Here is a 26,165-nt window from a genome sequence, read left to right on the forward strand (position 1 = left end):
ACAGATGGGCACTTCTCATGCGGCAGATCCGCAGCGTGACTACGCGGTGGTCGTGACCGCTGCGATCGGGTCCGTCGTGGGCTGCGCCGAGCCGCCCTTCGGTTCGATCGTGATGCCGACGGTGATGCCGTCGGTCCGCTTGCCGGAGAGCACCGCCGACGACGTGCCGCCATCGACTTCGTTCATGAGGCCAGCCGACGTGATCTTCGAGCCGATGTACCAGAGCTCGTAGGTCTTGCCAGCCGGTGCGGGTCCGACACCCTTGAGGATGACCCCGCTCTTGCCGAGCTTGTCCGACCACACCACGGTCGCGGTCCCACCGGTCGAGACGTCCGTCGTCGACCGCTTGAAGTCCGCCGCCGCAGTGATGCGGTCGACCCCGGAGGCCTGCTGCGTCTGCGACTGCTCGGGGTTCGTGAGTGCGTTGAAGCCGAGGCCGGCGCCGGTGAACACCGCGGTGACGGCAGCAGCAGCTGCGAGCACCATCGCCGGACGCTGGAACCAGCGTGCCCGAGCTCGGCCGGTCGCCGTGTGGGTCGAGGCGCCGACGGTCGGTGCGGTGATGTCGGAGACCGTCGCCATGTCGGACACCGTGGCGTTCGGCTCGATCGTCGGCTCCGACACGGACTCTGCAGTCGTGTCGCTGTGCCGAGCGGTCTGCGCCGGACGCTGCGGGGTGGTGGCGATCTTCGCCATCAGGGACGCCTTGAGCTCGGCAGGCGGGTCCACCGTCTTGACCGCGTAGGCCAAGAGGAGTGCCGTCTGGCGGAGCGAGTCCGCCTCGGCCCGCATGTCGTCCGAGGTCGCGAGCGCTGCCTCGATCGCCTGGCGCTCGGCCTCGTCCACGGCGTCGAGTGCGTAGGAACCGGTCATGAGTTCCATGTCGTCGGATCGGCCGTTCATGACGTCACCCCCATCTCATCGCGAAGTCTGATCATCCCGTCACGCAGACGGGTCTTGACGGTGCCGATCGGGACACCGAGGATGCCGGCCATCTCGCTGTGCGAGTAGCCGCCGTAGTAGGCCATGGTGACGGCCTGACGCTGGAACTCCGTGAGCCTGGCGAGTGCGCGGCTCACGCGTTCGTGTTCGATGCGGATCTCCACCGACTCCGTGACGGAGTCGAAGTCCGTCTCGAAGTCGCGGATGCCGACCTTGACGTCGCGGTCCCGCGACGCCTGGGCGGCGCGGATCCGGTCCACCGCGCGGCGGTGGGCCATGGTGAGGATCCAGCTCGGTGCGGAGCCGCGGGCGGTGTCGAAGCGGCTGGCGTTCTGCCAGACCTCGAGGAACACCTCCTGCGTAACCTCCTCGGACTGCGCGTGGTCCTTGAGGAGCCGCGTGATCAGTCCGAGAACCCGCCCGGAGAGCTGGTCGTAGAGTGCGGAGAACGCCTGCTGGTCGCCGGACGCGACCTTGGTGAGCAGTTCGTCGGGCGACACGATCGGCGAGGCTGTTGCCTCGAAGCCTTCGGTATCGCGGGTCACGAGTGTCAGCATTGCAGGTTTTCCTCCTTCCGGTGTCCAAACAGTGGGTACATCTGGTCGGACCGACCCGGAACTCGGCATCGGCCGCGACGATCGGGGACGATGAAGCCACCGGACCTCGTGCGGCCCGCAGGGAATTGGCCCGGAGGCCCGGGTCGCACGAGGTTTCGTCCGGTGGTGCAATCGGCCGTCCCGCCGTCACACCACTCATTCGGCACCCGGTGCTGAACGGATTGGGTACCGATCTCGAGACGGGCTGCGGAGCGGGCGGTCCGCGGCGGAGCCGCCGGGTCGGCCTTGCGGCGGGGCGGCCGGTCGGCCTGGCCGGCGTCCAGCGAGGGGGGCACGGCCGGTCGGCCTGGCCGGCGGCGGGGCTGCGTGGCCGGCGGCCAGCGGCGGGGCGGTCGGCCTGGCCGGCAGTGGGCCAGCGACCAGCGGACTGGAGGCACGGCGCGCGCCCCACGGTCGGCGCGCGTCGCGCTCGCTGCCGGGCATGCGAAAGCCGGGCCGCAGAAACGCCTCTCGGCGCGAGGCCGCTCGAAGCGGCTAAATTTGGAGCCCGGGGTTACTGCGGCCCGGCGAGGATGAGCTTACAGAAGCCGAGCCGGATGTCCGCCCGTGTTCACTCAGGGTGGACAGCAACCGCTCCGGGCGTGTCCGGGTCCGACGGCCGGACCCAGAGGTGTTCAGAACACCCTCGTCCAGGTCGAACACGCGTATCGGCGTGTGCAGCATGGACGGGAGTGTTCAGAACACGTCCGCGGACCAGGCAGCGAACGACCATCGGCGGACCTGTCAGTCGAGGTCGTCGCGGCGCCACATCGCCGCAGCGGCCGTCAGGTCTTCCGCGAGCTCTGAGAGCCGGAGCGCACGACGCGTGAGTTCCGCCGCCCGCTCCCCCGCGGTCAGGTCGGAGTCGTCCGCGACGCTCGTCGCACCGGCGGCCGCGAGACGACAGAACGCCGCACCCCGCTCGAGTGCGACCGCGAAGTCGCCGGTGTAGAGGCCGCGGAGGATCTGATCGGCGAGCGCGACGATCTCCGCGGGGCCCGTCGGCTGCTCGGCGCCGGCGACGGCCTGGTCGATCGTGGAGACCGCGAGCGTGCCGCGCTGGAAGAAGTCCGCGACCTCCTCCGGGTTCTGCCGGATGAGCGTCCGCACGAGGTAGATGCGCCACAGCGCACCCGGGAGGGTGTGCGCGCCGACGGTGGCCCACAGCTCGGCGAGCGCGTCGATGCCGTGCGTGTCCGTGTAGGTGACGAGGCGCTCGACGACCTCGGGGTCTGGATCGGTGCGCACTCGATGCACGAGCGCCGACGCGGTCTCGTGCGCGACGCGGTTGATCAGTGCGGGGTCCGAGCCGCCCTGCAGGGACTCGAACTCCGCGTCGGTGAACTGCACGGGGCGGTGGTGTTCGCGTGGCATCGGTACGAGTGTAGGCGTGACCCCGGACAGCGTCCTGGCGGCCGGGTATGGTCATCCGGCAGGGAGCGCTCCCGGTCCGAGAGTCCATCAGTCGTGGATCTCCGGGGGCGGAATGGAGAACCTCATGAACGCACTCGTCATCATCCTGGCCGTCATCGCCGTCATCCTGCTGTTCGTCGGCGGGTTCGTCGCGAGCGTCAAGTTCCTGCTCTGGGTCGGCATCGTCCTGCTCGTCATCGCCGTCATCGCGTGGCTGCTCCGCACCCTGACCGGCCGTCGGAGCTGATCCGGTCCCATCCACACGCCGGCCCGTCATCCGTTCGCGGATGGCGGGCTGTCGTCGTTCCTGGCGACCTCGGCGGGGCGGGATCCGGTCACCGGCGGCGCGATACCCTGGTGCGGAGGGCCTCTAGCTCAGTTGGTAGAGCACCGGACTTTTAATCCGAGGGTCGTGGGTTCGAGCCCCACGGGGCCCACTCGACGGTTGGAACGCCCACTCGACTTTTCATCCGAGGGTCGTGGGTTCGAGCCCCACGGGGCCCACTCGACGGAAGTCATCGACGTAATTCGACCTGGGGGGCGCGTTAACGGCCCGGATGCCGTAGCGTGTCCTGCACCAGTCGATGCGCAGCACCGTGCACCGCAAGTAGCAGAACAAGGAAACAACGCAGTCATGGCAACAGGCATCGTCAAGTGGTTCAACGCTGAAAAGGGCTTCGGCTTCATCGCGGCCGACGACGGCAGTGGGGACCTCTTCGCCCACTACTCGGCAATCCAGACGGGCGGCTACCGCTCGCTCGAGGAGAACCAGCGCGTCGAGTTCGACGTCGCGACCAGCCCCAAGGGGCTCCAGGCGGAGAACATCCGCATCGTCTGATCTTCAGATACACCCCGGTCCCTCGAGGGACCGGTGGCGCACGCGGGCTTCCTTCGGGGGCCCGCGTTTCGTCGTTCCGGGGAAGCTGGCGGTCGGGCGGCAGCCCGGTACTCGCTCGGTCGCGCACCCTGATGCCCGCTCGGGCAGGAGCCCGGCGCTCGTGCGCGAGTAGCGTGAAGCGGTGCTCATGACTGCTGCCACGGCGCTCTCCGCCGCTGCCGACACGGGACTCCTGGCGGGCCAGGGGCCGGTCCAGATCGGTGAGCTGCTCCTGGCGTTCGGGCTGTCGTCCCTCATCGGCCTCGAACGACTGCTCCGCGGCAAGAGCGCCGGCCTCCGCACGCAGGCCATCGTCGGGACGACCGCGGCCCTCATGCTCATCGTGAGCAAGTACGGCTTCTTCGACGTGCTCGGCCCCGGTGTCACGCTCGATCCGTCACGCGTCGCCGCCCAGATCGTCTCCGGCGTCGGGTTCCTCGGCGCCGGGCTCATCCTCACCCGTCGCGGAGCCGTCCGCGGACTCACGACGGCCGCAGCGGTCTGGGAGACGGCGGCGATCGGCATGGCCGCCGGTGCGGGACTGTGGCTGCTCGCGCTCGTCGTCACGGCCCTGCACTTCGTGATCGTCTTCGGCTACACCGCCCTCGCCCGGCGGCTCCCCGGCGCGGGCGAGTCAGCTGTCCAGCTCCGCATCACCTACCTCGACGGCCAGGGCCTCCTCCGCACGATCCTCGGTGCGCTCACGACCGAGGGGTGGCGCGTGTCCCGACTCCGGACGGCGGACGACGTCGACCCGGGCGAGGGCGCCCGGCTCGCGACCGTCCTGGTGAGTATGCACGGCGACGAACCGGTCGAGCGCCTCGTGACGCGGATGGGCTCGCTCGTGGGCGTGACCGACGTGAGTCCGGTCGACGAGGACGACCTGGACTGAGCCGCGCGCCGATCTCGACACGCGCAGGGTACGTCCCTGACCGGTCATCGGGGTACATGCCGTCCACAGCACAATCACTGCTGATCTTGTGCACAGCCCAGGCTCCGTTCAGTGGATCACTGGGTCGGCGTCGATAGTGTCCTTCCTGGATCCGCTCCTCGGGTCCACGAGCACCATCGCACGATCACCATGAACGGGGTACACACCGTGACCAAGCCCATCGACGCCCTCCCGAACGACGCCACATCCCGCACGCCGCGGATGATGGACCTCGCCTCGGCGGTGTCGGAGCGCGTCGGCGGCGAACCGTCGGCGGCGAGCCGGCCGGTCATCCTCCCCGCGTCGGGTGCCTCGGCAGCGGATCGGACCCCGGCCGAGCGAGTGATCCACACCCACGTCGCGACCCTGGGCGACGACATACTCCTCGACGAGCTGCGCCGGAGCACCCGGGTGTCCACCCGTCAGATCCGCCTGGACTTCACCGAGGTCCACACGCCGGCCAAGGTGCTCGGCTACGTGCGTCGGCAGCGCAAGCAGTTCATCGCCCTCCGCGGTGACGACCCCGCCTGGGCCGAGGAGATCGGTCAGTACCCGAGTGAGTCCCTCGCGGTCGAGGCCCTCCGGATGCGGCGCGCCTGACGGAGCGATCACAGCGCCGCGACACACGGGCATGCAACGAGTGTCACCAGACGGCACCGGTGGCGGACGGGAGGCACGGGTCCAGCTGGATCCGTGCCTCCCGTCCGCCACGCGGTGCGTCCGTCAGGACGGGATCCGACGGATCCCCCAGCTGCCGGTCCACGATTCGTCGGGCTCGAGCCAGCGGAGGCCCTCCCCCGAGTTGAGCGCATTCGCCGGCGCCGTCATCGGCTCGACCGCGAGCGCGAGGCCCTTGCCGTCGCCGCGCGGGTACTCCCGCGAGGTGAACACCTGCGCGTAGGGGAACGATGCGTCCTGCCACAGCTCGACACCGTCACCGTCGGGCGCGTGCACGATCGTCCGCCGCACACCCTCCGCGTCCGGGGTGATGTCGGTGTACGCCGTGTCAAGCTCGCTCTCGCCGACCACCCGGCCAGCGCGGAGGTCGAGGGGTGTGCCGTCGACGGGCTCGGTGCCGTCCGGGATCTTCCGCTCGTCGGTGGTGAACGCCGTCGCCGCGTCGAGCGTGACGACGAGCTCCTCGACCGGGGCGTCCCCGGCGCGCAGGTAGGGGTGGTTCCCGACGGCGAACGGTGCCCGGACGTCGGAGCGGTTCACGACCTCGTGCGTCACGCGGATGCCGTCGTCGGTGAGTTCGTGGTGGACGCGTGTCTCGAGGACGAACGGCCAGCCGTGCTGCGGGTAGATCGTCGCCTCCTGCACGAGCGACGACTCCGTCTGCTCGACCACGCGGTAGGGGTGGTAGCGGAGCAGACCGTGCGACGCGTTGCCGTACTTCGGCTCCGTGACGTCGAGCTGCTGGGCGGTGCCGTCGTGCTCCCAGACACCCCCGGCGACGCGGTTCGGCCACGGCACGAGCACGATGCCACACGCGCCGGCCGGCACCTCGTCGGCACCGAACGCCTCGGTGAGCGCGAACCCGTTGACGCTCAGCTGCCGGATGCCCGCCGCGACCTGGGTGACCACGGCCTCGACGACACCGTCGGGTCCCGCGTGCCTGAGGTGGTACTGGCCACCGGTGGGTGCTGTGGTCATCGCTCGTGCTCCTGTCGTTCGCTGTCGCCCTGGTGGTGCCCGTCCGCGACGATCACCCGGAGTCCGGTGCCACGGAGCAGCGCGAGGTCGTCCTCGTCTGCGGCGGCGGTCACCAGGACGTCCACGCTGTCGAGTGCGCCGACCACCCCGATGTGCGACCGTCCGAGCTTCGCCCCGTCGGCCACCACCACCGTACGCCGGGCGGTGCTCGCGAGGAGCCGCTTGACCTCGGCCTCCGGGAGGTTCACGTTCGTGACCCCGTGCTCGACCGAGACCCCCGAGCACCCGATCACGGCGACGTCCGCGGCGATCATCGGGAGCACCGTCCCGACGAACGGGGCGACGAGCGAGTGCTGCAGCGGGCGGAGGGTGCCGCCGGTCACGACGACGGTGAACCGCGGCACGGCGGCCTCGAGCACGAGTGCGTTCGTGAGGGAGTTCGTCACGATCGTCACGTCGATGAGGTCCTCACGTGCCACGAGCGCCTCGGCCACGGCGGCCGTGGTGGTCCCGACGTCGAGCACCACGCACTCCCCCGAGCGGACGAGCGCCGCGGTCGCCCGACCGATGGCAGCCTTCGCGGGGGCATCCTGGACCGCGGTCTCCTCGAACGGGCGCTCCTGCCGGAGGACCGCCCCGACGGGGATCGCGCCGCCGTGCACCCGCCGCACCCGACCCGCGAGCTCGAGTGCACCGAGGTCCGCCCGGACCGTGACTTCGCTCGTGCCGAGGGCTGCTGCCAGCGACGACGTCCGGACGAGACCGGGAGCGGCGTCGACGATGGCGACGATCCGGTCCTGTCGGAGCGGGGCCGGCAGGACACCGCCCTGGAGGAACGCGGCGGCATCCGACGGATCGTCACGATGGGCGGGCGGCCGGGTCCCGCTCCCGTGCTGGTCGCGCCCGCCCTGGTCGCGCCCGCTCTGGTCTCGGGCCGATGTCATGCGCCCATCTTCGTCTGCTTGCGTTCTCTTTCGCAACGTTTCGGTCGGGGGTACAGTGTCGGGGTGGGCAGGGCGACCACGTGCGGTCCGCATGCGGACTCGTCACGCCGCCCCGGGCCTCCAGACCGAAGGGAACCACGTGAGCGGCATCACCAAGCGCGCGACGAAGCTCGCCGACGGGCGCGACCTCATCTACTTCGACGACGCGGACACCGTCCTGCCCGTCGAACGCCGGATCGACGAGCGCCCGCTCGACCCACGTCCCGCGACCGCCCGCATGCGGCAGGACCCGCTGACGGGTGAGTGGGTGTCCATCGCCGCGGCACGCCAGAACCGCGCGTTCCTCCCCCCTGCCGAGTTCGACCCGCTCGCACCGCAGTCCGCGACGAACCCGTCGGAGATCCCGGACGTGTACGACGTCGCGGTCTTCGAGAACAAGTCGCCGTCGTTCGGTCCGGACCTCGAGGCCGAGGACGCGCCGCCGTCGATCGCAGCGCTGTCGGACGTCGGCATCGGCCGGGAGTACCGGTCCGTCGGCCGGTGCGAGGTGGTCTGCTTCTCGCCCGAGACCGCGGGGTCGTTCGCGTCGATCTCCGAGTCACGCGCTCGCACGGTGGTCGAGGCCTGGGCGGACCGCACGGCCGCGCTCTCCGCGATGCCGGGCATCCAGCAGGTGTTCCCCTTCGAGAACCGGGGCGAGGCCATCGGCGTCACGCTGCACCACCCGCACGGGCAGATCTACTCCTACCCGTACGTCACGCCGCGGACCCAGCGCCTGCTCGCGTCGATCGAGCGGTTCGGCCCGGACCTGTTCGCGTCCGTCCTGGAGTCGGAGCGAGCCTCGGAGCGGGTCGTCCTCGCGGGCGAGCACTTCACAGCGTTCGTGCCGTTCGCCGCGCGCTGGCCCCTCGAGATCCACATGCTCCCGCACCGCCACGTCGCGGACTTCGCGGGGCTGACCGACGCCGAGAAGGACGAGCTCGCGCACATGCACCTGCGGCTCACGCGAGGCATGGACCAGCTCTACGACACCCCGACGCCGTACATCGCCGCGTGGCACCAGGCGCCGGTGTCCGTCGGTCGCGACACCGTTCGGCTCATGCTGCAGATCACGTCGCCCCGTCGCGCAGAGTCGAAACTCAAGTACCTCGCGGGCAGCGAGTCCGCGATGGGCGCCTGGATCGGCGACATCGTCCCCGAGCAGCAGGCCGCATTCATCCGAGGAGGGATCGAACGAGCATGACCATCGACCAGCAGACCACGTTCGCCGACGTCTTCGGGTACGACCCGACCGTCCGCTACTCCGCCCCCGGTCGGGTGAACCTGATCGGCGAGCACACCGACTACAACGACGGCTTCGTGCTCCCGTTCGCGATCGACCGTCGGACCACGGCGGACATCGCCGTGCGCGAGGACCGGCTGCTCCGGGTCGCGTCGGCGTTCGACCCGGACGGCGGCATCCACGAGGTGTCGCTCGACGCGCTGGACCCCGCGACGATGAACGGGTGGTCGACCTACGTGTTCGGCATCGCGTGGGCACTCCAGGACCGCGGCTCGGACCTGTCGCGAGCGACCGGACTCGACGTCTTCATCGACTCGGACGTCCCCGTGGGCGCGGGGCTCTCCTCGAGCGCGGCGATCGAGTGCGGCGCAGCACTGGCGTTCAACGACCTGTGGGACCTCGGGCTCGACCGTCCGGCGCTCGCGCGGATCGGCCAGTTCTCCGAGAACAACGCCGTCGGCGCCCCGACCGGGATCATGGACCAGTCGGCGTCGCTCCTCGGGGCCGCGGACTCCGCGGTGTTCCTCGACTGCCGGTCGCTCGACGCCGAGGTCGTGGATCTCGGGTTCGCGGCGGCCGGGCTCGAGCTGCTCGTGATGGACACCAACGTCGAGCACGCGCACGCCACGGGCGGGTACGCGGCACGTCGGGCGTCGTGCGAGCTCGGCGCGTCGACGATGGGCGTCCCGGCGCTCCGCGACCTCGCGGTGTCCGACCTGCACCGCGCCGAGGAGCTGCTCGACGACGAGACCTTCCGTCGGGTGCGCCACATCGTGACCGAGGACCAGCGGGTGCTCGACACCGTGCGGACACTCCGCGAGCAGGGGCCACGGGCGATCGGCGAGCTGCTCGTCCGGTCGCACGAGTCCATGCGCGACGACTTCGAGATCTCGGTGCCGCAGCTCGACCTCGCCGTCGAGGTGGCGCTGCGCGAAGGTGCCGTCGGCGCTCGGATGACCGGTGGCGGGTTCGGCGGGGCGGCGATCGCGCTGGTCGACCAGGCCGAGCGGGAGCGCATCGGCACCGCGGTGTCGGCGGCGTTCGCGGAGGCCGGGTACACCGCGCCGACGGTGTTCGTCGTGCACGCGGCGGCGGGCGCGCGGCGCGACTGACGCCGGCTGCGGGTCGGGGCTGCGCCGTCCCTCCAGGCCGCTGCGCGCGCCGTCGACGGACCCGCGCGTGCGGGTGTTCTGAACACCTCGGTCCACGGGGAACACGCGGATCGCGGTGTTCCCGGTGGACGCGCGTGTTCAGAACACGCCCGCCGCGGGCGACGCCCGCGGCGGGCGAGGCGCGAGGCGCCGACGCGCCTACGCCAGCCGGCGCTCCGCCGCCTCGACCACGTTCTTCATGAGCATCGCCCGGGTCATCGGCCCGACGCCACCCGGCACCGGCGACAGGAACCCCGCCACCGAGGCCGCCGCGGGGTCGACGTCGCCGCGCAGCTTCGCCTTCCCGGTGACCTCGTCCACCACCCGCGTGATCCCGACGTCCACGACCGCGGCTCCCGGTGCGATCCAGTCCGCCCGTACGAGCCCTGCCACACCCGCCGCCGCGACGACGATGTCGGCACGACGGGTCTCCGCCGCCACGTCCGCCGTCAACGAGTGCGTCAGCGTGGCCGTCGCCTCGAGCCGGGTCAGCAGGAGCCCGAGCGGCCGCCCGACCGTCAGCCCTTGCCCGATGATCGTCACGTGCTTGCCCCGGATCGGGACGTCGTACGCGCTGAGCATCTCCACGATCCCGCGCGGCGTGCAGGGCAGCGGTGCGTCGATCGTCCCGGCACCCCCGGGGACCGCGAGGACGAGCTCCCCGAGGTTCGTGGGGTGCAGGCCGTCGGCGTCCTTGGCCGGGTCCATCAGCTCGAGCATCGGTGTCGGGTCGATGCCGTCCGGCAGCGGGAGCTGCACGATGAACGCGGTGACCGCGGGGTCGTCGTTCATCTGCAGGATCGCCGCCCGGATGTCGGCGGGCGACGCCGTGTCGGGCAGGTCGATGCGCACCGACTCGATGCCGATCTCCGCCGAGTCACGGTGCTTGCCCGCGACGTACGACAGCGACCCGGGGTTGGCGCCGACGAGGATCGTGCCGAGCCCGGGGTGGATGCCGTGGTCGTGCAGCCGGGCGACGCGGACCGTCAGCTCGGCGCGGACCCGGGCGGCGAGCGCGTTGCCGTCCATCCGGATCGCAGTGGAGGCGTCACCGAACCGCTCCCGGGGCAGTGCAGCCGCGGGAGGAGGTGTCGTCGGGGTCACGCGTACAGCGGGAACGCGTCGGTGAGCACCTTGACCCGGGCGGAGAGGGCCTCGATGTCCGGGTTCGGCATGAGTGCGCCCGCGATGATGTCGGCGACCTCGGTGAACTCGGTGTCGCCGAACCCGCGGGTCGCGAGCGCCGGCGTGCCGATGCGGACACCCGAGGTGACCATCGGCGGACGGGGGTCGAACGGCACGGCGTTGCGGTTCACGGTGATGCCGACCTGGTGCAGGAGGTCCTCGGCCTGCTTGCCGTCGACCTCGGACTCGCGGAGGTCGACGAGCACCAGGTGCACGTCGGTCCCGCCGGTCAGCACGTCGATGCCCGCAGCGCGAGCATCGGGCTGCACGAGCCGCGACGCGAGCAGCTGGGCTCCGCGGATCGTGCGCTCCTGACGGTCCTTGAACTCCGGCTCGGCGGCGAGCTTGAACGCCGTCGCCTTGGCCGCGATCACGTGCATGAGCGGACCGCCCTGCTGCCCGGGGAACACCGCGGAGTTGAGCTTCTTGAAGAGCGACTCGTCGTTCGACAGGATCAGGCCGGAGCGCGGGCCGGCGAGTGTCTTGTGCACCGTGGTGGAGACGACGTGCGCGTGCGGCACCGGCGACGGATGGAGCCCCGCCGCGACGAGGCCCGCGAAGTGCGCCATGTCCACCCAGAGCTTCGCGCCGACCTCGTCCGCGATCGCTCGGAACTTCGCGAAGTCGAGCTGGCGGGGGTAGGCGCTCCACCCGGCGATGAGGACCGTCGGCTGGTGCTCGATGGCCTTCGCGCGGATGTCGTCGTAGTCGACCTCGAACGTCTCGGGGTCGACGCCGTAGGACACCGCGTTGTAGATCCGGCCGGAGAAGTTGAGCTTCATGCCGTGGGTCAGGTGCCCACCGTGCGAGAGCTCGAGGCCGAGGATGGTGTCGCCGGCCTTCGCGATGGCGTGCAGCACGGCGGCGTTCGCGGTCGCGCCGGAGTGCGGCTGGACGTTGGCGTAGTCGGCGCCGAACAGGGCCTTGGCGCGGTCGATGGCGAGCTGCTCCGCGATGTCGACGAACTCGCAGCCGCCGTAGTAGCGCTTGCCGGGGTAGCCCTCGGCGTACTTGTTCGTGAGGACCGAGCCCTGCGACTCGAGCACGGCACGGGGCACGAAGTTCTCGGACGCGATCATCTCGAGGTAGTCGCGCTGGCGACCGAGCTCGAGCTCGAGCACGCGCGCGATCTCGGGGTCGACCTCGGAGAGGGGGGCGTTGAAACTGGAGGGCTGCCCGGAAGCAGCGGATGCGGGGGCGCTGGTGCCGTCGGGAACGGGCGCTGTTGAGATGGACACGGGAACTCCTCGTGGTCGCGGATGCGTCGGTCTCGTCGTGGCCCAGGCGTACGGCCGCGTACCGTGTCAGGTGCCGCTCCCCGATGGTGACCCATCCAACGCCAGTCGCGACCCTGCGATCGTACCAAGCGGACCCGCCGTCGCGCGAGGTGTCCGGGAACGTGCGAACCTGGACGACATGACACTCCTCGACCCGGACCTGGACGTCCGCGAGCGCACCCGCTCGGACGTGCCGTGGGTCACGGTGGTGTGGGACGACCCGGTGAACCTGATGTCCTACGTGACCTACGTGTTCCGCTCGTACTTCGGGTTCCCGGAGGGCACGGCGGAGCGGCTCATGCGCCAGGTGAACGACGACGGCCGGGCGATCGTGGCGTCGGGGTCGCGCGAGGCGATGGAGCGGCACGTCGAGGCGATGCACGGCTTCGGCCTCCAGGCGACCGTCGACCGGAACGACCAGTGACCCGGTCCCGAGCCGCCGTGACCGCGGGGGCGAGCGAGTGATCCCCTTCGTCCGGAAGCGGGACGGCATCCACCTCACCCTGTCGTCCGGCGAGCGCGACGTGCTCGAGAGCCTGACGTCGCAGCTCCTGCAGATCCTCGGGACCGGCCTGCAGGACGATCCCGTCGCGCACCGGATGTTCCCGTCCGCGTACCCGGACGACCCCGAGGCCGCCGCGGAGTTCCGTCGGTACACGTTCGACGACCTGCAGGCACAGAAGACCGAGAACGCCCGCGTCGTGCACGCGTGGTTGACCGGGACGACCTCCGGGGTGTTCGACGAGCGGGCCGAACAGGCGTGGCTCCGGACGCTGACGGATCTCCGGCTGACGGTCGCCGAGCGACTCGGCATCGCCGACACCGACCCGGAGGACGGCACCGACCCGGACGGCACCGGTGCCGGGACCGACGACGGCTTCGGCCTGCGCGACGTCTACGACTGGCTCGGGTACGTGCAGGAACACCTGGTCGTGACGCTCACCGCCCGACAGGACGAGGACGGCCGGGAGGCACGGCGCGGCCGATCCTGACGGCCCCGGACCGCAGCATGGCCGGTATTGGAAGGCAGCCTTGCAAGGTGGCCTTGCAAGGCGTATCGTCCGACGACGTGACCACCACACGCGCCGACATCACCACGGCACCTGCGAGCAGGACCGACCTGGACCTCGCCGAGGAACTCCTCGCGACCTACGGCCGCCTCCGGCGAGCGCTCCTCGCCGTGAAGACCGACGACATCACCCCGACGCAGTCGGCCGTCATCGGCAGGCTCATCCGCGACGGTGCCCAGAGCACCGCGGACCTCGCCCGGGCCGAAGGGGTGCGCCCGCAGTCGATGGGGGCGACCGTCGCCGGGCTCGTCGAGCAGGGGCTCGCGGTCCGGGAGTCCGACCCCGAGGACGGCCGCAGGGCCGTCGTCCGGCTGACTGCGGCCGGCCACGAGGCCCGCGATGGTTCGCGCGCGACCAGGGCGCGCCTGATCGCCGAACGGCTGGCGGGCCTCCCGGCCGACGACCGCACCGCCCTGGAACGGTCGCTGACCGTCCTCGGCGACCTCATCGACGACTGACGGCGCTCCGCCGTCCCCCGTCCCCGTCCCAACTGCACCGATCCTCGAAAGCCGCCGCTCACGCCCACCTCCACCTCCCCAGTCCCCGTCGTCACCGCCTCGACCGCCGCCGCGTCCGAGGGATCCGGGTTCGGCCCGAAGCTCCTCGTCCCGGTGCTCGTCGGCCCCCTGCTCAACCCCATCAACACGACGATGGTGTCGGTCGCGCTCACACCGATCTCGCGCGACCTCGGCATCGGGTCCGCACAGGCGATCTGGCTCGTCGCGGCGCTCTACCTGGCCAGTGCGATCGCGCAGCCGACCATGGGCAAGCTCGCGGACCGGTTCGGCCCGAAGAAGGTGTTCCTGGTCGGACTCGTCATCGTCGGCGTCGCCGGTGTCGTGCCGGAGTTCCTGCAGGGGTTCGGCGGCGCGGTGTTCGCGCGCGTCCTCATCGGCATCGGGACGTCGTCCGCCTACCCGGCGGCGCTCACCACGCTCCGCCAGCACTCCGAGCGGATCGGGAAGCCCACCCCGCCGCTCGTCCTCGGCGCGCTGTCGATCACCTCGCTCGTCTCCGCGGCGGCGGGTCCACCACTCGGTGGTGCGCTCATCGCGGCGTTCGGCTGGCACGCGATCTTCCTCGTGAACGTGCCACTCGCCGCCTTCGGGCTCGTCGTCGCGTCGATGTGGTTGCCGTCGGACCGCGACCGGCCCGTGCGGGACACCGAGGTCCCCGTGCTCACCGCGCTCGACCCCGCAGGCATGCTGCTGATGACCGGGTTCGTGTCGGCCCTCCTCGTGTTCCTGCTCGACCTGTCAGCCGGGTGGTGGTGGCTCCTCGGGGTGGCGATCGTCCTGCTCGTCGCGCTGGTCCTGTGGGAGCTGCGCGCGCACGCACCGTTCGTCGACGTCCGGATGCTGGCACGGAACGGGGCGCTGTCCCGCACGTACGTCCGCCTGTTCCTCATCTACCTGGTGGCGTACACGATGACGTACGGGTTCTCGCAGTGGGTGCAGGACGTCGCGGGGTTCTCGAGCGACGTCGCCGGGTACATCCAGCTGCCCGCCGCGATCCTGGCCGGAGTCGTGTCGTTCGTCGTTGCCCGGAAGACCCGGGTCCGCGGTCCGCTCCTCATCGCCGCGGCCGTCCCGATCGTCGGTGGGCTCATGCTCCTGCTCCTGCACGCGGACGCACCGGTGTGGCTGATCGCCCTCGTGCCGACGATGTTCGGAATCCCGCAGGGACTCGCGTCGGTGTCGAACCAGGCAGCGCTGTACTCCCAGGTGCCGTCGTCGTACATCGGCACCGCCGCGGGGCTGTCCCGCACGAGCGTGTACATCGGCGCGATCGCCGCGTCGTCGCTCATCGGCGGGGTGTTCGGCGAGCGGCCGACCACGCCGGACCTGCACGTGCTCGGGTGGGTGATCGTCGGGGTCGCGATCGCGCTGACGGCGCTGACGGTCGGGGACCGGGCGCTCCGGCGGGGCGCGGTCGGGGCCGCCCGCGGCTGAGCGCGGCTGCGCCTGTCCGCGCGGCTGCGCCTGTCCGCGCGGCTGAGCCTGTCCGCGCGGCTGCGCCTGTCCGCGCGGCTGCGCCTGTCCGCGCGGCTGTCGCTTTCCCCGGAAAGCGACGAGATCCGCGCGGAGATCGCCCGGATCGGTCGTTCTGGCCGAGAACCGACAGCCCGCACGCCCACCCGCACGACGCCCTGCACCGGAGCCGCACAGGGCACCCGCGGTCCGGAGGCGTTGGATGGTCCCATGATCGACAAGAGCAGGATCCACCGGATCGAGAACGCGTCCATCCGGGACCGCGACGGCGCGTCGGTCGGCAAGGTCAAGCAGGTCTTCCCCGCCGACGACGACGGCAGCGCCGCCTACATCAGTGTCGCGACGGGGCTCCTCGGGACGAGCGAGTCACTCGTGCCCGCCGAGGACGCGACGTTCGACGGCATGGACGTCCACGTCGGCTACACGAAGGACGCGATCAAGGACGCTCCCACCCTGGGCCGCGACCGGACCCTGTCGCCGTCCGAGGCCAATGCCGTCCGGAAGCACTACGGCCTGTCGCACGTCGGCGCCGCGACCGGTGACATGGGCGACCGGGACGAGAACCTCGACCAGGCGGGCACCGGCACACCGGGGTCCGACGACACCGAGGGCGCCGGGGCGAACCCGCCGGCCTAGGCCCCCTCGGACCGCCCGAGGCTTTCAGCCCAGCCCGACAACCGTGCCTTGAGTAGTTCGAGGTCAGCCGCGCTGACACCGTACTCCCGGACCTGGCTGTGCTGGATTCGTGTCACGTTCGCGAGCTGCTGAGCGAACATGCGCACGTCGAACCCGGGATCGCGGTCGACAGCGGTGGCGATGAGGTCAGCATCGTCGTACCGTCCCGACTGACGGATTGCGTCGACATCGATGAAGTCGCGGGCCTCGGCTCGGCCGTAGAGGGCACTCACCTTGTTGGCCACCGCGTCGTGGAGTGCGAGTACCGGTCCGACACCGAGGACGACCGGCTCGTGTTCCCGCCAGTCCACGCCGAGATCCACCTCGACCGCGTCGGCACCCGGCACGATGACCTCGAAGCTCGCGAACAGCTCGGCTCGCCGACTCTCGGACACGGTGAAACCCCGGCCGCGGAGTTGGACTGCGAAGCGGTCGACGGCCGCGGCGAACCGGACGGGGTCGGTCTCCGCACTGAAGAGGTCCACGTCGGCGGTGGCACGCTTCGTGAGGCCGTGCTCCCGGATCGCCCCGGACCCAGCAAGGGCGAACGGTTCCGGGGCGAGGGCGACGAGCGCCGCCGTGGCCACGATCCGCTGCGCGTCGGCGTCACCGACTCTGGCAACGGTCATGGGCGTGACTCAAGCTCGGCGAACCGTTGCTCCCACGCCGACCGGACGCGACTCGGCAGCAGCAACGACGACCAGACCTCGCGAAGCCGATCCTCGTTCAGGATGGCCGTCTGATCGGCTGGCCCGGCTTCACGGATCGTCGCCTGGTACGCCTTCACAGTGTCACCGAACGTGCCGATGTCGACGACGGCGACCGGTCCCCAGTAGACCCTCCGAGGCAGCGTGAGGACACCGGTGCGAGGGCCGCGGAGATCCGACAGGCGCGCGGGCACGGCGAACGGTTTGACGTCCTGGATGTGAACGCGTTCCGTCATGTGCCGCCCTTCCCGCTTCGCCCAGGAGCCTAGCCACGAAGTCAGGCAAGCGGCGCGGGGTTCGTATGTGTGTGGAGAACGGAGCGGGCGAGGCGGACCCGCACCGCGCCTCCCGGCCGGACGGCGCACCCGGCTCGGTAGGCTGTCGGACGTGACCGACCCGACCCACTGGACCCTGACGCTCGTCTGCGAAGACCGCCCGGGCATCGTGCACGCGATCTCCGGGGCCGTCGTCGCCGCGAACGGCAACATCACCGAGTCGCAGCAGTTCTCGTCGGCGGACACGGACACGTTCTTCATGCGGCTCCAGGTACTCGCACCCGTGACCCGCATCGAGTTCGAGGACGCCCTCGCACCGATCGCCGAGCAGTACGCCATGACGGTGCACGTCGACGAGGTCGGGCGCCCCCTCCGCACCCTCGTGCTCGTGTCCAAGGCCGGACACTGCATGAACGACCTGCTCTACCGCCAGCGCGCGGGGCAGCTGCCGATCGAGGTGCCGCTCGTCCTGTCGAACCACCGCGACCTCGCCGAGCTCGCGTCGTTCTACTCGGTGCCGTTCGAGGCGCGTCCCGTCACGAGCGACGCCGACAAGGTCGCGATGGAGAACCGCATCCTCGAGGCGGTGGAGGAGCACGACATCGAGCTCGTGGTCCTCGCGCGGTACATGCAGATCCTGTCGCCGGAGCTCTGTACGGCGCTCGAGGGCAAGGCCGTCAACATCCACCACTCCTTCCTCCCCGGCTTCAAGGGCGCGAACCCCTACCGGCAGGCGCACGCCCGCGGCGTCAAGCTCATCGGTGCGACAGCGCACTTCGTGACGAGCGAGCTCGACGAGGGGCCGATCATCGAGCAGAACGTCGTGCGGGTCGACCACTCGCGGACACCGGAGCAGCTCGTGTCGATCGGGCAGGACGAGGAGTCGCGCACCCTCACCCAGGCCGTCCGGTGGATCGCCGAGGACCGGGTGCTCCGCGACGGCGCGCGGACGATCATCTTCCGCTGAGGACCACCATGACGAACGCACCGCAGTCCCCCGTCGACTGGGACGACACCCCACCGCCGGGTCCGACACCGGCGCACGCACCGACACCCCGGCGCGACCTCGATCTGTGGAGCATCCTCCGCAACGTCGTCCAGGTCGTCGGGCTGCTCACCCTGGCGTACTGGGGCTACATCTCGTGGCCGTTCCCGTCGCCGGCACTGTTCTTCATGGTCGGTGCGCCCGGGTTCGCCGCGGTCGTCTGGTTCCTCTTCCGGTCACGGCGGGCCCCGATCCAGACGGACTCGGTCGGCAAGGTGATCGTCGAGACGGCGCTCGTCGTCGCGGTCGGAGCGGCCTGGGTGTCGATCGGGTACCCGGTGGTCGGGCTCGTGTTCGTGCTCGTCGCGGCCACCACGGGGATCATCGCGTTCCGTCGGGAGACGCCGGCGTGACCGGGCGCACCCTCCTGACGAACGCCCACCTCGTCGACGGGGCCGGGTCCGTCGACCGCGCCTGGCTGCTGTTCGTCGGCGACACGATCCGCGCGACCGGCACCGGGTCGGACGTCCCCGAAGCGGAGGAGGTGATCGACCTCGGGGGCGCGACGATCGTGCCCGGCTTCGTCGACCTGCACGCGCACGGCGGTGGTGGCGCCGCGTACGACGACGACGCCGCGGCGATCCGGACAGCGCTCGCCACGCATCGCGCGCACGGCACGACGCGCTCGGTGCTGTCCCTCGTCGCGAACCCGATCCCGGCGCTGTCGTCCTCGCTCGACACCATCCGGTCCGTCATGGCGTCCGACCCGCTCGTCCTCGGGGCGCACCTCGAGGGACCGTTCCTCTCGCCCCACAACAAGGGTGCGCACAACCCCGAGTTCCTCGTGGCGCCGACCCCGGGAGCCGTCGGTGCGCTGCTCGACGCCGGCGCGGGGGTCATCCGCCAGATCACCATCGCCCCGGAGCTCGACGGTGCCGAGGCTGCGGTCCGTGCGATCGTCGGGGCGGGGGTCGTCGCCTCCGTCGGGCACACCATGGCGGACTTCGACGCCGCACGCCGGGCGTTCGACGCCGGTGCGACGATGCTGACGCACGCCTGCAACGCGATGCCCGGGATCCACCACCGTCACCCGGGGCCGATCATGGCGGCCGTCGCGGACGAACGGGTGACCCTCGAGCTCATCCTCGACGGGGTGCACGTCGCCCCGGTCGTCGCGCAGACCCTGCTCCGCGCAGCCCCCGGTCGCTTCGCGCTCATCACGGACGCGATGGCAGCGGCCGGCTCCCCCGACGGCGAGTACACGCTCGGCTCGCTCGGGGTCACCGTGACCGACGGCGTCGCCCACGTCGCGGGGACCGACACCATCGCCGGGTCGACGCTCACGCAGGACGCCGCGCTGCGCCTCGCGGTCGAGCGGGCCGGTGCGAGCCTCCCGGAGGCCGTCGCGGCGCTGACGAGCGTGCCGGCGCGGGCGATCGGTCTCGGTGACCGCCTCGGCCGCCTCGCTGCCGGGTTCGCGGCGGACGTGGTGGTCCTCGACGCCGGGTTCCGGGTCCAGCGGGTGTGGGCGGACGGTCGCCCGCTCTGACGCGGCCGGGCCTTCGTTCTGGCCCGCCCGCGGCCGGGCCTTCGTTCTGGCGCGCCCAGGCCTCGCGCCGACGCTCAGCCGAGGAGCAGGGCCCGCACCCTGGACGCCGCACCGAGTGCCACGGCGTCCGACCCCAGCAGCGCCCGCTCGAGACGGATCGACGCGCCGCTCACCGGCGGCTCGGCCTCGAGACCGGCCCGGATCGCGGGTTCCAGCAGGTCCCAGCTCCTCGTGACCCCGCCCCCGATGACCACCGTCGTCACGTCGAGGATCCCCGCGGTGAGCAGGATCGCCCGAGCCAGGCCGAGGCCGGCCGCACGGAACACCCCGACGGCGACCGCGTCCCCGGCAGCAGCGGCGGCGGCCACCTCGTGCGCGTGCATCGTGGTGCCGGTCCGCTCGGCGTACCGAGCCACGATGCCGTTCGCGGCCGCCAGGGTCTCGAGGTGCCCGGTCCCGCCGCAGGTGCACCGCGCATCGCCGAACCCGGGCACGTGGCCGATCTCCCCCGCGGCACCCCGCGGCCCGTCGAACAGCGCGCCGCCGAGGAGCAGTGCTCCGCCGACACCCGTCCCGAGGGTCATGCCGAGCACGTCGGACTCCCCCGCGACGGCGCCGGCGGACACCTCGCCGCGGAGGAACGCGTTGACGTCGTTGTCGAGAGTCGCCGGCACGCCGAACTCCGCCTCGACGGCCGCGGTGACACCGAACCCGGCCCACCCGGTGAACGAGTCCGCCGTGACCAGCACGTGTCCGGTCCGCGGATCGACGACGCCGGCAGCGCCGACACCGACGCCGACGAGCTCGACGGGTCCGGTGCGACGGAGGAGCTCCCGCACCGCGGCGACGGCGGTAGCGACGATGGCCGCACCCCCCTCGTGCGCCGGGGTCGACACGTCGAGGCGGTCGAGCACGACCAGGTCCTCGGACGCGACGAGCACCTTCGTGTTGGTGCCCCCGATGTCGATGCCGGCGAGCACGCGTGGAACCCGAGCAGCCGGGAGGATCGTGGTCGGGACGTCCGTGCGGCTCACGACCGCGGTCCGTCCGCGGGCGCCTCACCCACGGTGACGTCCGCCGCACCGGTGGCGCGACCGTCGTCGAGGTCGGTCGCCCCCGCGGCGAGTGCTGCCTGCCGCTCCGTCCGACGCTGCCGCTGCAGGACCGGGTCCGGGACGGGGACGGCCGCGAGCAGCCGACGGGTGTAGTCGGTCTCCGGATGCAGGAGCGTCGACGAGGTCGGCCCCTGCTCCTCGATCCGACCCTGGCGCATCACGACGACGCGCTCGGCGAAGTGCTGCACGACGGCCAGGTCGTGCGAGACGAACAGGCAGGCGAACCCGAGCTCGTCCTGGAGCTCCGTGATGACCTCGAGCACGGTCTGCTGCACACTGACGTCGAGGGCACTCGTCGGTTCGTCGGCCACCAGGAGCCGGGGCGACAGGACCAGCGCACGCGCGAGGCTGACCCGCTGCCGCTGGCCGCCGGAGAGCTCGCGGGGTGCACGGTTCGCGAGTCCGCGCGGCAGTCGCACGGCGTCCAGGACCTCGGCGATGCGGGCGTCACGCTCCGCAGCACCCATCCCCCGTCGGTGCACCCTGAGCGGCTCCGCGATGCACTCCCCGACGTCCATCCGCGCGTCGAGCGAGGCGACCGGGTCCTGCAGGACGACACCGATGCCGGCCTGGAGTGCACGGCGTGCGCGGCCCTTCGTGCGCCGGAGGTCCTGGCCGAACAGCGACGCGCTGCCGGTCGTCGGGGCGATGAGCCCGAGCGCGACCCTGGCCGCGGTCGACTTGCCGGACCCGGACTCGCCCACCAGCCCGAGCGTCTCGCCCGCGTGCACCGTGATGTCGATGCCGTCGAGGGCGTGGACGGCACGACGGCCCCTGCCGAAGGTGACCCCGACGCCACGGAGGTCGACGACCGGGGTCTCCCCGTGCCTCCCGTCCGGCGTCCCGGTGGTCACCGGCTCCGCGACCGGCGTGACGGACCGCACCGTCCCCGGCTCCGCGACGTCGAGTCGCGGCACCGCGGCGAGCAGCCGCTGCGTGTACGCGTGCTGGGGGCGGAGCAGCACCTCCTCGACCGGACCGGTCTCGACGATCTCGCCCTGCAGCATCACCGCGACCCGGTCCGCGAAGTCCGCGACGACGCCCATGTTGTGCGTCACGAGGAGCACACCCGTGCCGGTGTCGATCGCCAGACGGCGGAGCAGCTCGAGGATCTCCGCCTGCACCGTCACGTCGAGTGCCGTGGTCGGTTCGTCCGCGATGAGCAGCCGCGGCTCGTTCGCGATCGCCATCGCGATGACGACGCGCTGCCGCTGCCCTCCGGAGAGCTGGAACGGGAACGCCGAGGACCGCTGCTCCGGATCGGGGATGCCGACCCGGCGGAGGAGCTCGACGGCCTCGGTCGCCGCTGCCCGAGCGGACACCGACCGGTGGTTCCGGATGACCTCGGCGATCTGGGCACCGATCCGGGTCAGCGGGTCGAGCGCCGTCGCCGGCTCCTGGAACACCATCGACACGGTCTGTCCGCGGAGCCCGTCGAGGGTCTGCTCCGACGCGGCGACGACGTCCGTGCCGTCGATCGACGCACGGCCGCTCGCCGTGGCGTTCGGCGAGAGCAGCCCCATCGCGGCGAGGGCGATCGTCGACTTGCCGGACCCGGACTCGCCGACGAGCGCCAGGGTCTCACCGGGCCGGACCCGGAGGGACACCCCGCGGACCGCCGGCACGTCGCCGGTCTCGGTGCTGAACGTCACGCCGAGGTCCTCGACGTCGAGGATCGGCGCGACGGAGGACGGGTCGAGTGTGGTGGTGGAGGTCATGCCCGTCCCGATCTCGTCGCCGCCGGCGGTCATCCGCGTCCCCGGACGTCGAACGCGTCACGCAGGCCGTCGCCGATGGCGTTGAACGCGCAGACCACGAGGATCACCGCGAGCCCCGGCGGCAGGATGAGCCACCACCGCCCGGAGTAGGCGGCGGTGAGACCCGCAGAGAGCATCCCGCCCCAGTCCGTCGCGGGCGGCTGCACCCCGAGCCCGAGGTAGGACACGTACGCGACGAGGAGGATGGCGTCGGCGATCTGGAACGTCGCGGCGACGACGATCGTCGACACCGAGTTCGGCAGGACGTGTCGCATCACCGCGCGGGCGTGCGTGCCGCCGATCGCGCGGAGCGTCAGGACGTAGTCGCGGTTCTTCAGGGTCAGTGTCTCGGCACGGATGAGCCGCGACGGGACGAGCCACGACACGAAGCCGAGGATGACGATGAGTCCCAGGACGTCCGGAGTCGAGATCGCCGAGATGACGAGCAGGATGAACAGCGCGGGGATCGCGATGCCGGCGTCGACCACCCGCATCATCACCGCGTCCACCCAGCCGCCCGCGTACCCGGCGACCGCACCCCAGAGCGTGCCGATGACGGTCGCGAGCAGTCCCGCGGCGAGTCCGACGAGCAGGGAGACCTTGCCGCCGTACATCAGCCGGCCGAGCTCGTCATGGCCCACCGCGTCCGTCCCGAGCAGGTGCCCGGCACCCGGCACGAGGTTCGCGCTCGACAGGTCGGTGTGCGTCTGGTCGGTCGGGAACAGGAGCGGGCCGACGAAGCAGAACAGCACGAACAGCACGACGACCGCGAGGCCGATCACGGCGAGCCGGTTCCGGAGGAACCGGCGGATCGCGAGGTTGCCGGGTGGCGTGCCGACGACGTCGACGACGGAGCCGGGCGCGTCTGGTGACAGTTGGATCGTGCTCATGCCTGGCCTGCCTTCACACGGGGATCGACGATGGACTGCACCACGTCGGCGAGCAGCGTGCCGACGACGGTCGCGATCGAGATGACGAGCACGCAGCCGAGCAGCACCGGGTAGTCCGACGACTGCGCCGCACTCCAGAACAACAGGCCCATGCCCGGGTAGTTGAAGAGCTGTTCGACGACGAGTGCGCCGCCGAACAGGACCGGCACGTAGTAGCCGAGCATCGCGATCACCGGGGTGAGCGAGTTCCGGAACACGTGACGGCGGAGGATCGCACCGCGCGTCGCACCACCGGCGCGGGCGGTGCGGACGTAGTCCTCCTGCAGGTTCTCGAGCGTCGCGCTCCGCATGTACCGGCTGAAGACCGCGATCATCGCAGCGGCGCCGGTGACCACGGGGAGCACCAGGCCCGCCGGGTCCTGGAACACCTCGGTCAGGGTCGATCCGCTCGGAGCCTGGGACGGGAACCACGGGAGGACCTGGCTGAACACGATGATGATGACGAGCCCGAGGAAGAACACCGGCGTCGAGTACGCCACGAACGCCAGCGTCGTGACGACGTAGTCGACCGGCTTGTTCCGCCGGACGGCCTGCCACATCCCGAGCGGGATCGCGATGACGAGTGCGACGACGGCCGACAGGATCGTCAGCACGAGCGTCTTCGGGAGCCGCTCGACGATCAGCTGGGTGACCGGCTCGTTCAGCGAGTACGACGAGCCGAGGTCGCCGCGGAACAGCGTCCCGAGGTAGTAGAAGTACTGCACCACGAGCGGCTTGTCGAGGCCCTGCTCACGGTTGAACGCGGCGAGCTGCTGGGCGGTGGCCTGCGCCCCGAGGATCCCGCGTGCGGGACCCCCGGGGAGCGTGTGTAGCAGGGCGAACACGACGATCGTCACGATGAGGATGACGACGACGGCCTGCAGCACGCGTTTGCCGAGGTGGAGCGCAGTGGTCACTTGCTCCACTTCCACTGCGCGGGGTGGAAGTTCGCCAGGGAGTCCTGGTCGAACGAGCCGCCCGTCAGCCCGGTCTTGACGACCGAGATCTGGTAGTCGGGGCTCGGCAGCCAGATCACCGGGAGGTCCTTCGCCACGGCGGCGGAGTAGTCCTGGACCGCGGTGGAGTCGGTGCTCGTCGTGCTCGCGGTGATGAGCTGGTCGACGTCGGCGTCCGAGTAGTTCCCGAAGTTCGAGCCGCCGTTCGTCTGGAACAGCGAGTCACCCGTGGGGTAGGCCGCGAAGTACCAGCTGCCGGCGGTGCCGAAGAACGACAGCTGCCACTTGCAGATGTCCTGGTCGGCGGTGCACTGCGGCGTCTGCGAGAGGACCGAGTTCACCGGGGCCGTCTTGATCGAGAAGTCGATGCCGGTCTTGGCGAGCGAGGACTGGATCGCGCTCATCATGTTGTCGGTCACGGTCGAGCCGGACTGCGACAGGACCTGCATCTGGAACTTGGTGCCCTGGTCGACGCCCTCGCCGCACTGGCTGTCGCCGGTCCCGGGGTCGGTGCAGACCATCGTCCCGCCCTTCGCGGTCCAGCCGTGGCTCGTGAGGAGCGCCTTGGCCTTCGAGGTCGAGAACGGGTACGGGTTGTCCTTCTGCGTCTCGGACACGAAGTCCGAGGTCTGCGCCTGCGGCACCGGACCGTAGCCGGGGACCGCCGTGCCGTTGAACACGACCTTGGACAGCGCGGTCTGGTCGATCGACATCTGCACGGCCTGACGGGCGTAGAGCTGCTTGTAGACCGGACCCATCGTCGGGTTGTTGAAGTTGTACGGCATGTAGGTGATCGACCAGCCGCTCCAGGGCTCGACGTCGTAGCCCTTCGCGGTGAACGAGCTCTTCTGGTCGATGTCCGAGGCGCTGATGTAGCCGTAGTCGACGGATCCGGACCGCAGCGCGTTCGTCTCGGCGTCCGCCGTCGTGAAGGGCAGCAGGTTCACCGTCGTGATCGCCGGCTTCTCGTTGCCGTCGTACTTGCCGTTCGCAGCGAGGACGACCTTGCCCGACGTGGAGAACGAGTCGATGCCGTACGGGCCGCTGATCGTCTTCCAGAGCGGGTTCGTCGCGTAGCCGGAGATGTCCTTCGCGGCGGTGTTGAGGTACTTCCAGACCTGCTTGGCGCCCGCGGTGGTCTCGTCCGCGTTCCCGACCGATCCCGACGCCGAGGTCTTGTCCCACGCGTGCTGCGGCAGCGGCGTGATGAGGCTCAACTCGTTCGCGAGCATCCAGTCGTTGTTGTACGTCTTGTCGAACGTCAGGGTGAAGTGGGTGTCGTCGACCGTCTTGAACGAGGTCCAGTTGTCCGGCGCCTTGCCCTCGTTGTAGCTGGCCCACTGCGCTTTGTTCGCCGTGATGAGGTTGAACCAGAACTCGACGTCGCGTGACGTGATGGGCTTGCCGTCGCTCCACGTGCGGTCCCCGAGGGTCACCGTGACGCTCTTGCCGTCCTCGGCGAAGTCCGCGGCGGTCGCGATGGAACCGGCCTTGTTCCACGCGATCTTGCCGGTGGAGCCGTCGTAGGCCACGAGGGGCTCCCACAGCGAGTGCGCGATCGAGCTGTTGTTGGTGTTCAGGTGCGCGGCGGTGCCGATCGGGAGGATCCAGTTCGGCGTGAAGTTGGCGGGGAGCGCGTAGTTGATCTCGTCGGAGTCCGACGTGGACGCGTTCGACCCACCGGCACATCCGGCGAGCAGGGCACTCGCAGCGATGGCGACGCCGGCGATGAGAGCCAGGCGGCGGGGCTTCGACATGGGGTTCTCCTAGGTGTCGGGCGACGGGCCCGGATGGGTGTCGGACGACGGGTCCGGATGGGTGTTCCCACAGTCAATGGCCAAAGGCACTGGAAAAACAAACCCTCGACGGTAACAAGTGCGTTACTGCCGTTCTGCGGAAACT

Annotated in this window: 28 protein-coding genes, 1 tRNA gene and 1 riboswitch; of the genes, 15 read left to right on the forward strand and 14 right to left on the reverse strand. The window is 70.9% G+C overall.

Translation table 11 applies throughout. The features are described 5' to 3' along the window. Positions 1 to 39: 39 nt before the first annotated feature. From ASF23_RS05950 to ASF23_RS05960, 3 genes are all read right to left on the reverse strand, one after another. Entirely contained in the window at positions 40 to 903 is an 864-nt protein-coding gene (locus tag ASF23_RS05950) for an anti-sigma factor (RefSeq protein ID WP_055950577.1), read from the reverse strand. Then, entirely contained in the window at positions 900 to 1,499 is a 600-nt protein-coding gene (locus ASF23_RS05955) for a sigma-70 family RNA polymerase sigma factor (RefSeq protein WP_055950580.1), read from the reverse strand. The genes ASF23_RS05950 and ASF23_RS05955 overlap by 4 nt, the downstream gene beginning before the upstream one ends. Positions 1,500 to 2,282: 783 nt before the next feature. Next, on the reverse strand, positions 2,283 to 2,912 hold the full coding sequence (locus ASF23_RS05960) for a hypothetical protein (protein WP_055950584.1): 630 nt from the start codon (positions 2,910 to 2,912) through the stop codon (positions 2,283 to 2,285). Between the two features lie 124 nt (positions 2,913 to 3,036). On the opposite strand from ASF23_RS05960, the gene ASF23_RS18550 reads away from it, so the two are divergent. The 5 genes from ASF23_RS18550 to ASF23_RS05980 all read left to right on the forward strand — a co-directional run bounded on the left by ASF23_RS18550 (position 3,037) and on the right by ASF23_RS05980 (position 5,359). Next, the gene (locus ASF23_RS18550) at positions 3,037 to 3,198 is read left to right on the forward strand and encodes a DUF2207 domain-containing protein (RefSeq protein ID WP_162236726.1); all 162 of its coding nucleotides are present in this window, start codon (positions 3,037 to 3,039) and stop codon (positions 3,196 to 3,198) included. Between the two features lie 117 nt (positions 3,199 to 3,315). Next, a tRNA-Lys gene (locus tag ASF23_RS05965) sits at positions 3,316 to 3,388 on the forward strand. A 197-nt stretch (positions 3,389 to 3,585) separates the two neighbouring features. After that, positions 3,586 to 3,789, forward strand: coding sequence for a cold-shock protein (locus ASF23_RS05970; protein ID WP_055950585.1), 204 nt, complete (start codon positions 3,586 to 3,588; stop codon positions 3,787 to 3,789). Between the two features lie 187 nt (positions 3,790 to 3,976). After that, entirely contained in the window at positions 3,977 to 4,720 is a 744-nt protein-coding gene (locus ASF23_RS05975) for an MgtC/SapB family protein (protein WP_055951517.1), read from the forward strand. A gap of 207 nt (positions 4,721 to 4,927) precedes the next feature. Next, positions 4,928 to 5,359: a hypothetical protein gene (locus ASF23_RS05980; protein WP_156364283.1), complete on the forward strand. Its 432-nt coding sequence runs from the start codon at positions 4,928 to 4,930 to the stop codon at positions 5,357 to 5,359. 123 nt (positions 5,360 to 5,482) lie between these two features. Here the strand turns inward: ASF23_RS05980 and ASF23_RS05985 are convergent, their stop codons facing one another. Together ASF23_RS05985 and ASF23_RS05990 are read right to left on the reverse strand one after the other, a co-directional pair. Continuing rightward, entirely contained in the window at positions 5,483 to 6,415 is a 933-nt protein-coding gene (locus tag ASF23_RS05985) for an aldose 1-epimerase family protein (protein ID WP_055950591.1), read from the reverse strand. Continuing rightward, positions 6,412 to 7,359, reverse strand: a complete 948-nt coding sequence (locus ASF23_RS05990) for a DeoR/GlpR family DNA-binding transcription regulator (protein ID WP_082473873.1) — start codon at positions 7,357 to 7,359, stop codon at positions 6,412 to 6,414. The genes ASF23_RS05985 and ASF23_RS05990 overlap by 4 nt, the downstream gene beginning before the upstream one ends. Positions 7,360 to 7,450: 91 nt before the next feature. Between ASF23_RS05990 and galT the strand changes: the two genes are divergently transcribed. Further along, on the forward strand, positions 7,451 to 8,602 hold the full coding sequence (gene galT / locus ASF23_RS05995; protein WP_055950592.1) for a galactose-1-phosphate uridylyltransferase: 1,152 nt from the start codon (positions 7,451 to 7,453) through the stop codon (positions 8,600 to 8,602). Beyond that, positions 8,599 to 9,753 carry a galactokinase gene (gene galK, locus ASF23_RS06000; protein ID WP_055950595.1) on the forward strand — a complete coding sequence of 385 codons (1,155 nt, stop codon included), beginning with the start codon at positions 8,599 to 8,601 and terminating at the stop codon, positions 9,751 to 9,753. Before galT ends, galK begins: the two co-directional genes overlap by 4 nt. Positions 9,754 to 9,951: 198 nt before the next feature. Here the strand turns inward: galK and ASF23_RS06005 are convergent, their stop codons facing one another. Beyond that, positions 9,952 to 10,821 carry a tetrahydrofolate dehydrogenase/cyclohydrolase catalytic domain-containing protein gene (locus ASF23_RS06005; protein WP_055950598.1) on the reverse strand — a complete coding sequence of 290 codons (870 nt, stop codon included), beginning with the start codon at positions 10,819 to 10,821 and terminating at the stop codon, positions 9,952 to 9,954. 71 nt (positions 10,822 to 10,892) lie between these two features. Then, on the reverse strand, positions 10,893 to 12,209 hold the full coding sequence (glyA, locus tag ASF23_RS06010) for a serine hydroxymethyltransferase (protein ID WP_082473935.1): 1,317 nt from the start codon (positions 12,207 to 12,209) through the stop codon (positions 10,893 to 10,895). A gap of 39 nt (positions 12,210 to 12,248) precedes the next feature. Further along, positions 12,249 to 12,334, reverse strand: a riboswitch (ZMP/ZTP riboswitch). A 59-nt stretch (positions 12,335 to 12,393) separates the two neighbouring features. Between glyA and clpS the strand changes: the two genes are divergently transcribed. The 5 genes from clpS to ASF23_RS06035 all read left to right on the forward strand — a co-directional run bounded on the left by clpS (position 12,394) and on the right by ASF23_RS06035 (position 15,951). Then, positions 12,394 to 12,678, forward strand: a complete 285-nt coding sequence (clpS, locus tag ASF23_RS06015) for an ATP-dependent Clp protease adapter ClpS (protein ID WP_055950601.1) — start codon at positions 12,394 to 12,396, stop codon at positions 12,676 to 12,678. A gap of 37 nt (positions 12,679 to 12,715) precedes the next feature. Beyond that, on the forward strand, positions 12,716 to 13,246 hold the full coding sequence (locus tag ASF23_RS06020; protein ID WP_055950605.1) for a DUF2017 family protein: 531 nt from the start codon (positions 12,716 to 12,718) through the stop codon (positions 13,244 to 13,246). A gap of 77 nt (positions 13,247 to 13,323) precedes the next feature. Next, entirely contained in the window at positions 13,324 to 13,782 is a 459-nt protein-coding gene (locus ASF23_RS06025; protein WP_055950608.1) for a MarR family winged helix-turn-helix transcriptional regulator, read from the forward strand. Positions 13,783 to 13,935: 153 nt separating this feature from the next. Further along, positions 13,936 to 15,276, forward strand: a complete 1,341-nt coding sequence (locus ASF23_RS06030; protein WP_055950613.1) for an MFS transporter — start codon at positions 13,936 to 13,938, stop codon at positions 15,274 to 15,276. 249 nt (positions 15,277 to 15,525) lie between these two features. Next, positions 15,526 to 15,951, forward strand: a complete 426-nt coding sequence (locus ASF23_RS06035) for a PRC-barrel domain-containing protein (RefSeq protein ID WP_055950616.1) — start codon at positions 15,526 to 15,528, stop codon at positions 15,949 to 15,951. On the opposite strand, the gene ASF23_RS06040 is transcribed toward ASF23_RS06035, so the two are convergent. Both ASF23_RS06040 and ASF23_RS06045 read right to left on the reverse strand, forming a co-directional pair. Further along, on the reverse strand, positions 15,948 to 16,619 hold the full coding sequence (locus ASF23_RS06040; RefSeq protein ID WP_055950617.1) for a nucleotidyl transferase AbiEii/AbiGii toxin family protein: 672 nt from the start codon (positions 16,617 to 16,619) through the stop codon (positions 15,948 to 15,950). The genes ASF23_RS06035 and ASF23_RS06040 overlap by 4 nt on opposite strands. Next, positions 16,616 to 16,933 carry a hypothetical protein gene (locus ASF23_RS06045; RefSeq protein ID WP_055950619.1) on the reverse strand — a complete coding sequence of 106 codons (318 nt, stop codon included), beginning with the start codon at positions 16,931 to 16,933 and terminating at the stop codon, positions 16,616 to 16,618. Before ASF23_RS06045 ends, ASF23_RS06040 begins: the two co-directional genes overlap by 4 nt. A 151-nt stretch (positions 16,934 to 17,084) precedes the next feature. On the opposite strand from ASF23_RS06045, the gene purU reads away from it, so the two are divergent. The 3 genes from purU to nagA are packed head-to-tail and all read left to right on the forward strand — an operon-like array spanning position 17,085 to position 19,506. Further along, positions 17,085 to 17,939 (forward strand): formyltetrahydrofolate deformylase, encoded by an 855-nt coding sequence (purU, locus tag ASF23_RS06050; RefSeq protein WP_055950623.1) that lies wholly within the window; start codon positions 17,085 to 17,087, stop codon positions 17,937 to 17,939. 8 nt (positions 17,940 to 17,947) lie between these two features. Further along, complete coding sequence (locus ASF23_RS06055; protein ID WP_055950626.1) at positions 17,948 to 18,370, forward strand: YrdB family protein; 423 nt, start codon at positions 17,948 to 17,950, stop codon at positions 18,368 to 18,370. After that, positions 18,367 to 19,506, forward strand: coding sequence for an N-acetylglucosamine-6-phosphate deacetylase (nagA, locus tag ASF23_RS06060; RefSeq protein WP_055950628.1), 1,140 nt, complete (start codon positions 18,367 to 18,369; stop codon positions 19,504 to 19,506). The genes ASF23_RS06055 and nagA overlap by 4 nt, the downstream gene beginning before the upstream one ends. A gap of 74 nt (positions 19,507 to 19,580) precedes the next feature. Here the strand turns inward: nagA and ASF23_RS06065 are convergent, their stop codons facing one another. From ASF23_RS06065 to ASF23_RS06085, 5 genes are read right to left on the reverse strand one after another with little or no spacing between them, the layout of a single operon-like run. Beyond that, positions 19,581 to 20,540, reverse strand: a complete 960-nt coding sequence (locus ASF23_RS06065) for an ROK family protein (protein ID WP_235510796.1) — start codon at positions 20,538 to 20,540, stop codon at positions 19,581 to 19,583. Then, complete coding sequence (locus tag ASF23_RS06070; RefSeq protein ID WP_055951527.1) at positions 20,537 to 22,339, reverse strand: dipeptide ABC transporter ATP-binding protein; 1,803 nt, start codon at positions 22,337 to 22,339, stop codon at positions 20,537 to 20,539. The genes ASF23_RS06065 and ASF23_RS06070 overlap by 4 nt, the downstream gene beginning before the upstream one ends. Positions 22,340 to 22,368: 29 nt before the next feature. Next, entirely contained in the window at positions 22,369 to 23,268 is a 900-nt protein-coding gene (locus ASF23_RS06075; RefSeq protein WP_082473875.1) for an ABC transporter permease, read from the reverse strand. Continuing rightward, complete coding sequence (locus tag ASF23_RS06080; RefSeq protein ID WP_055950631.1) at positions 23,265 to 24,224, reverse strand: ABC transporter permease; 960 nt, start codon at positions 24,222 to 24,224, stop codon at positions 23,265 to 23,267. The genes ASF23_RS06075 and ASF23_RS06080 overlap by 4 nt, the downstream gene beginning before the upstream one ends. Next, positions 24,221 to 26,020 carry a peptide ABC transporter substrate-binding protein gene (locus ASF23_RS06085; protein WP_055950633.1) on the reverse strand — a complete coding sequence of 600 codons (1,800 nt, stop codon included), beginning with the start codon at positions 26,018 to 26,020 and terminating at the stop codon, positions 24,221 to 24,223. The genes ASF23_RS06080 and ASF23_RS06085 overlap by 4 nt, the downstream gene beginning before the upstream one ends. Positions 26,021 to 26,165: the final 145 nt, after the last annotated feature.

The organism is Curtobacterium sp. Leaf261 (assembly GCF_001422205.1).
Taxonomy (GTDB): domain Bacteria; phylum Actinomycetota; class Actinomycetes; order Actinomycetales; family Microbacteriaceae; genus Curtobacterium.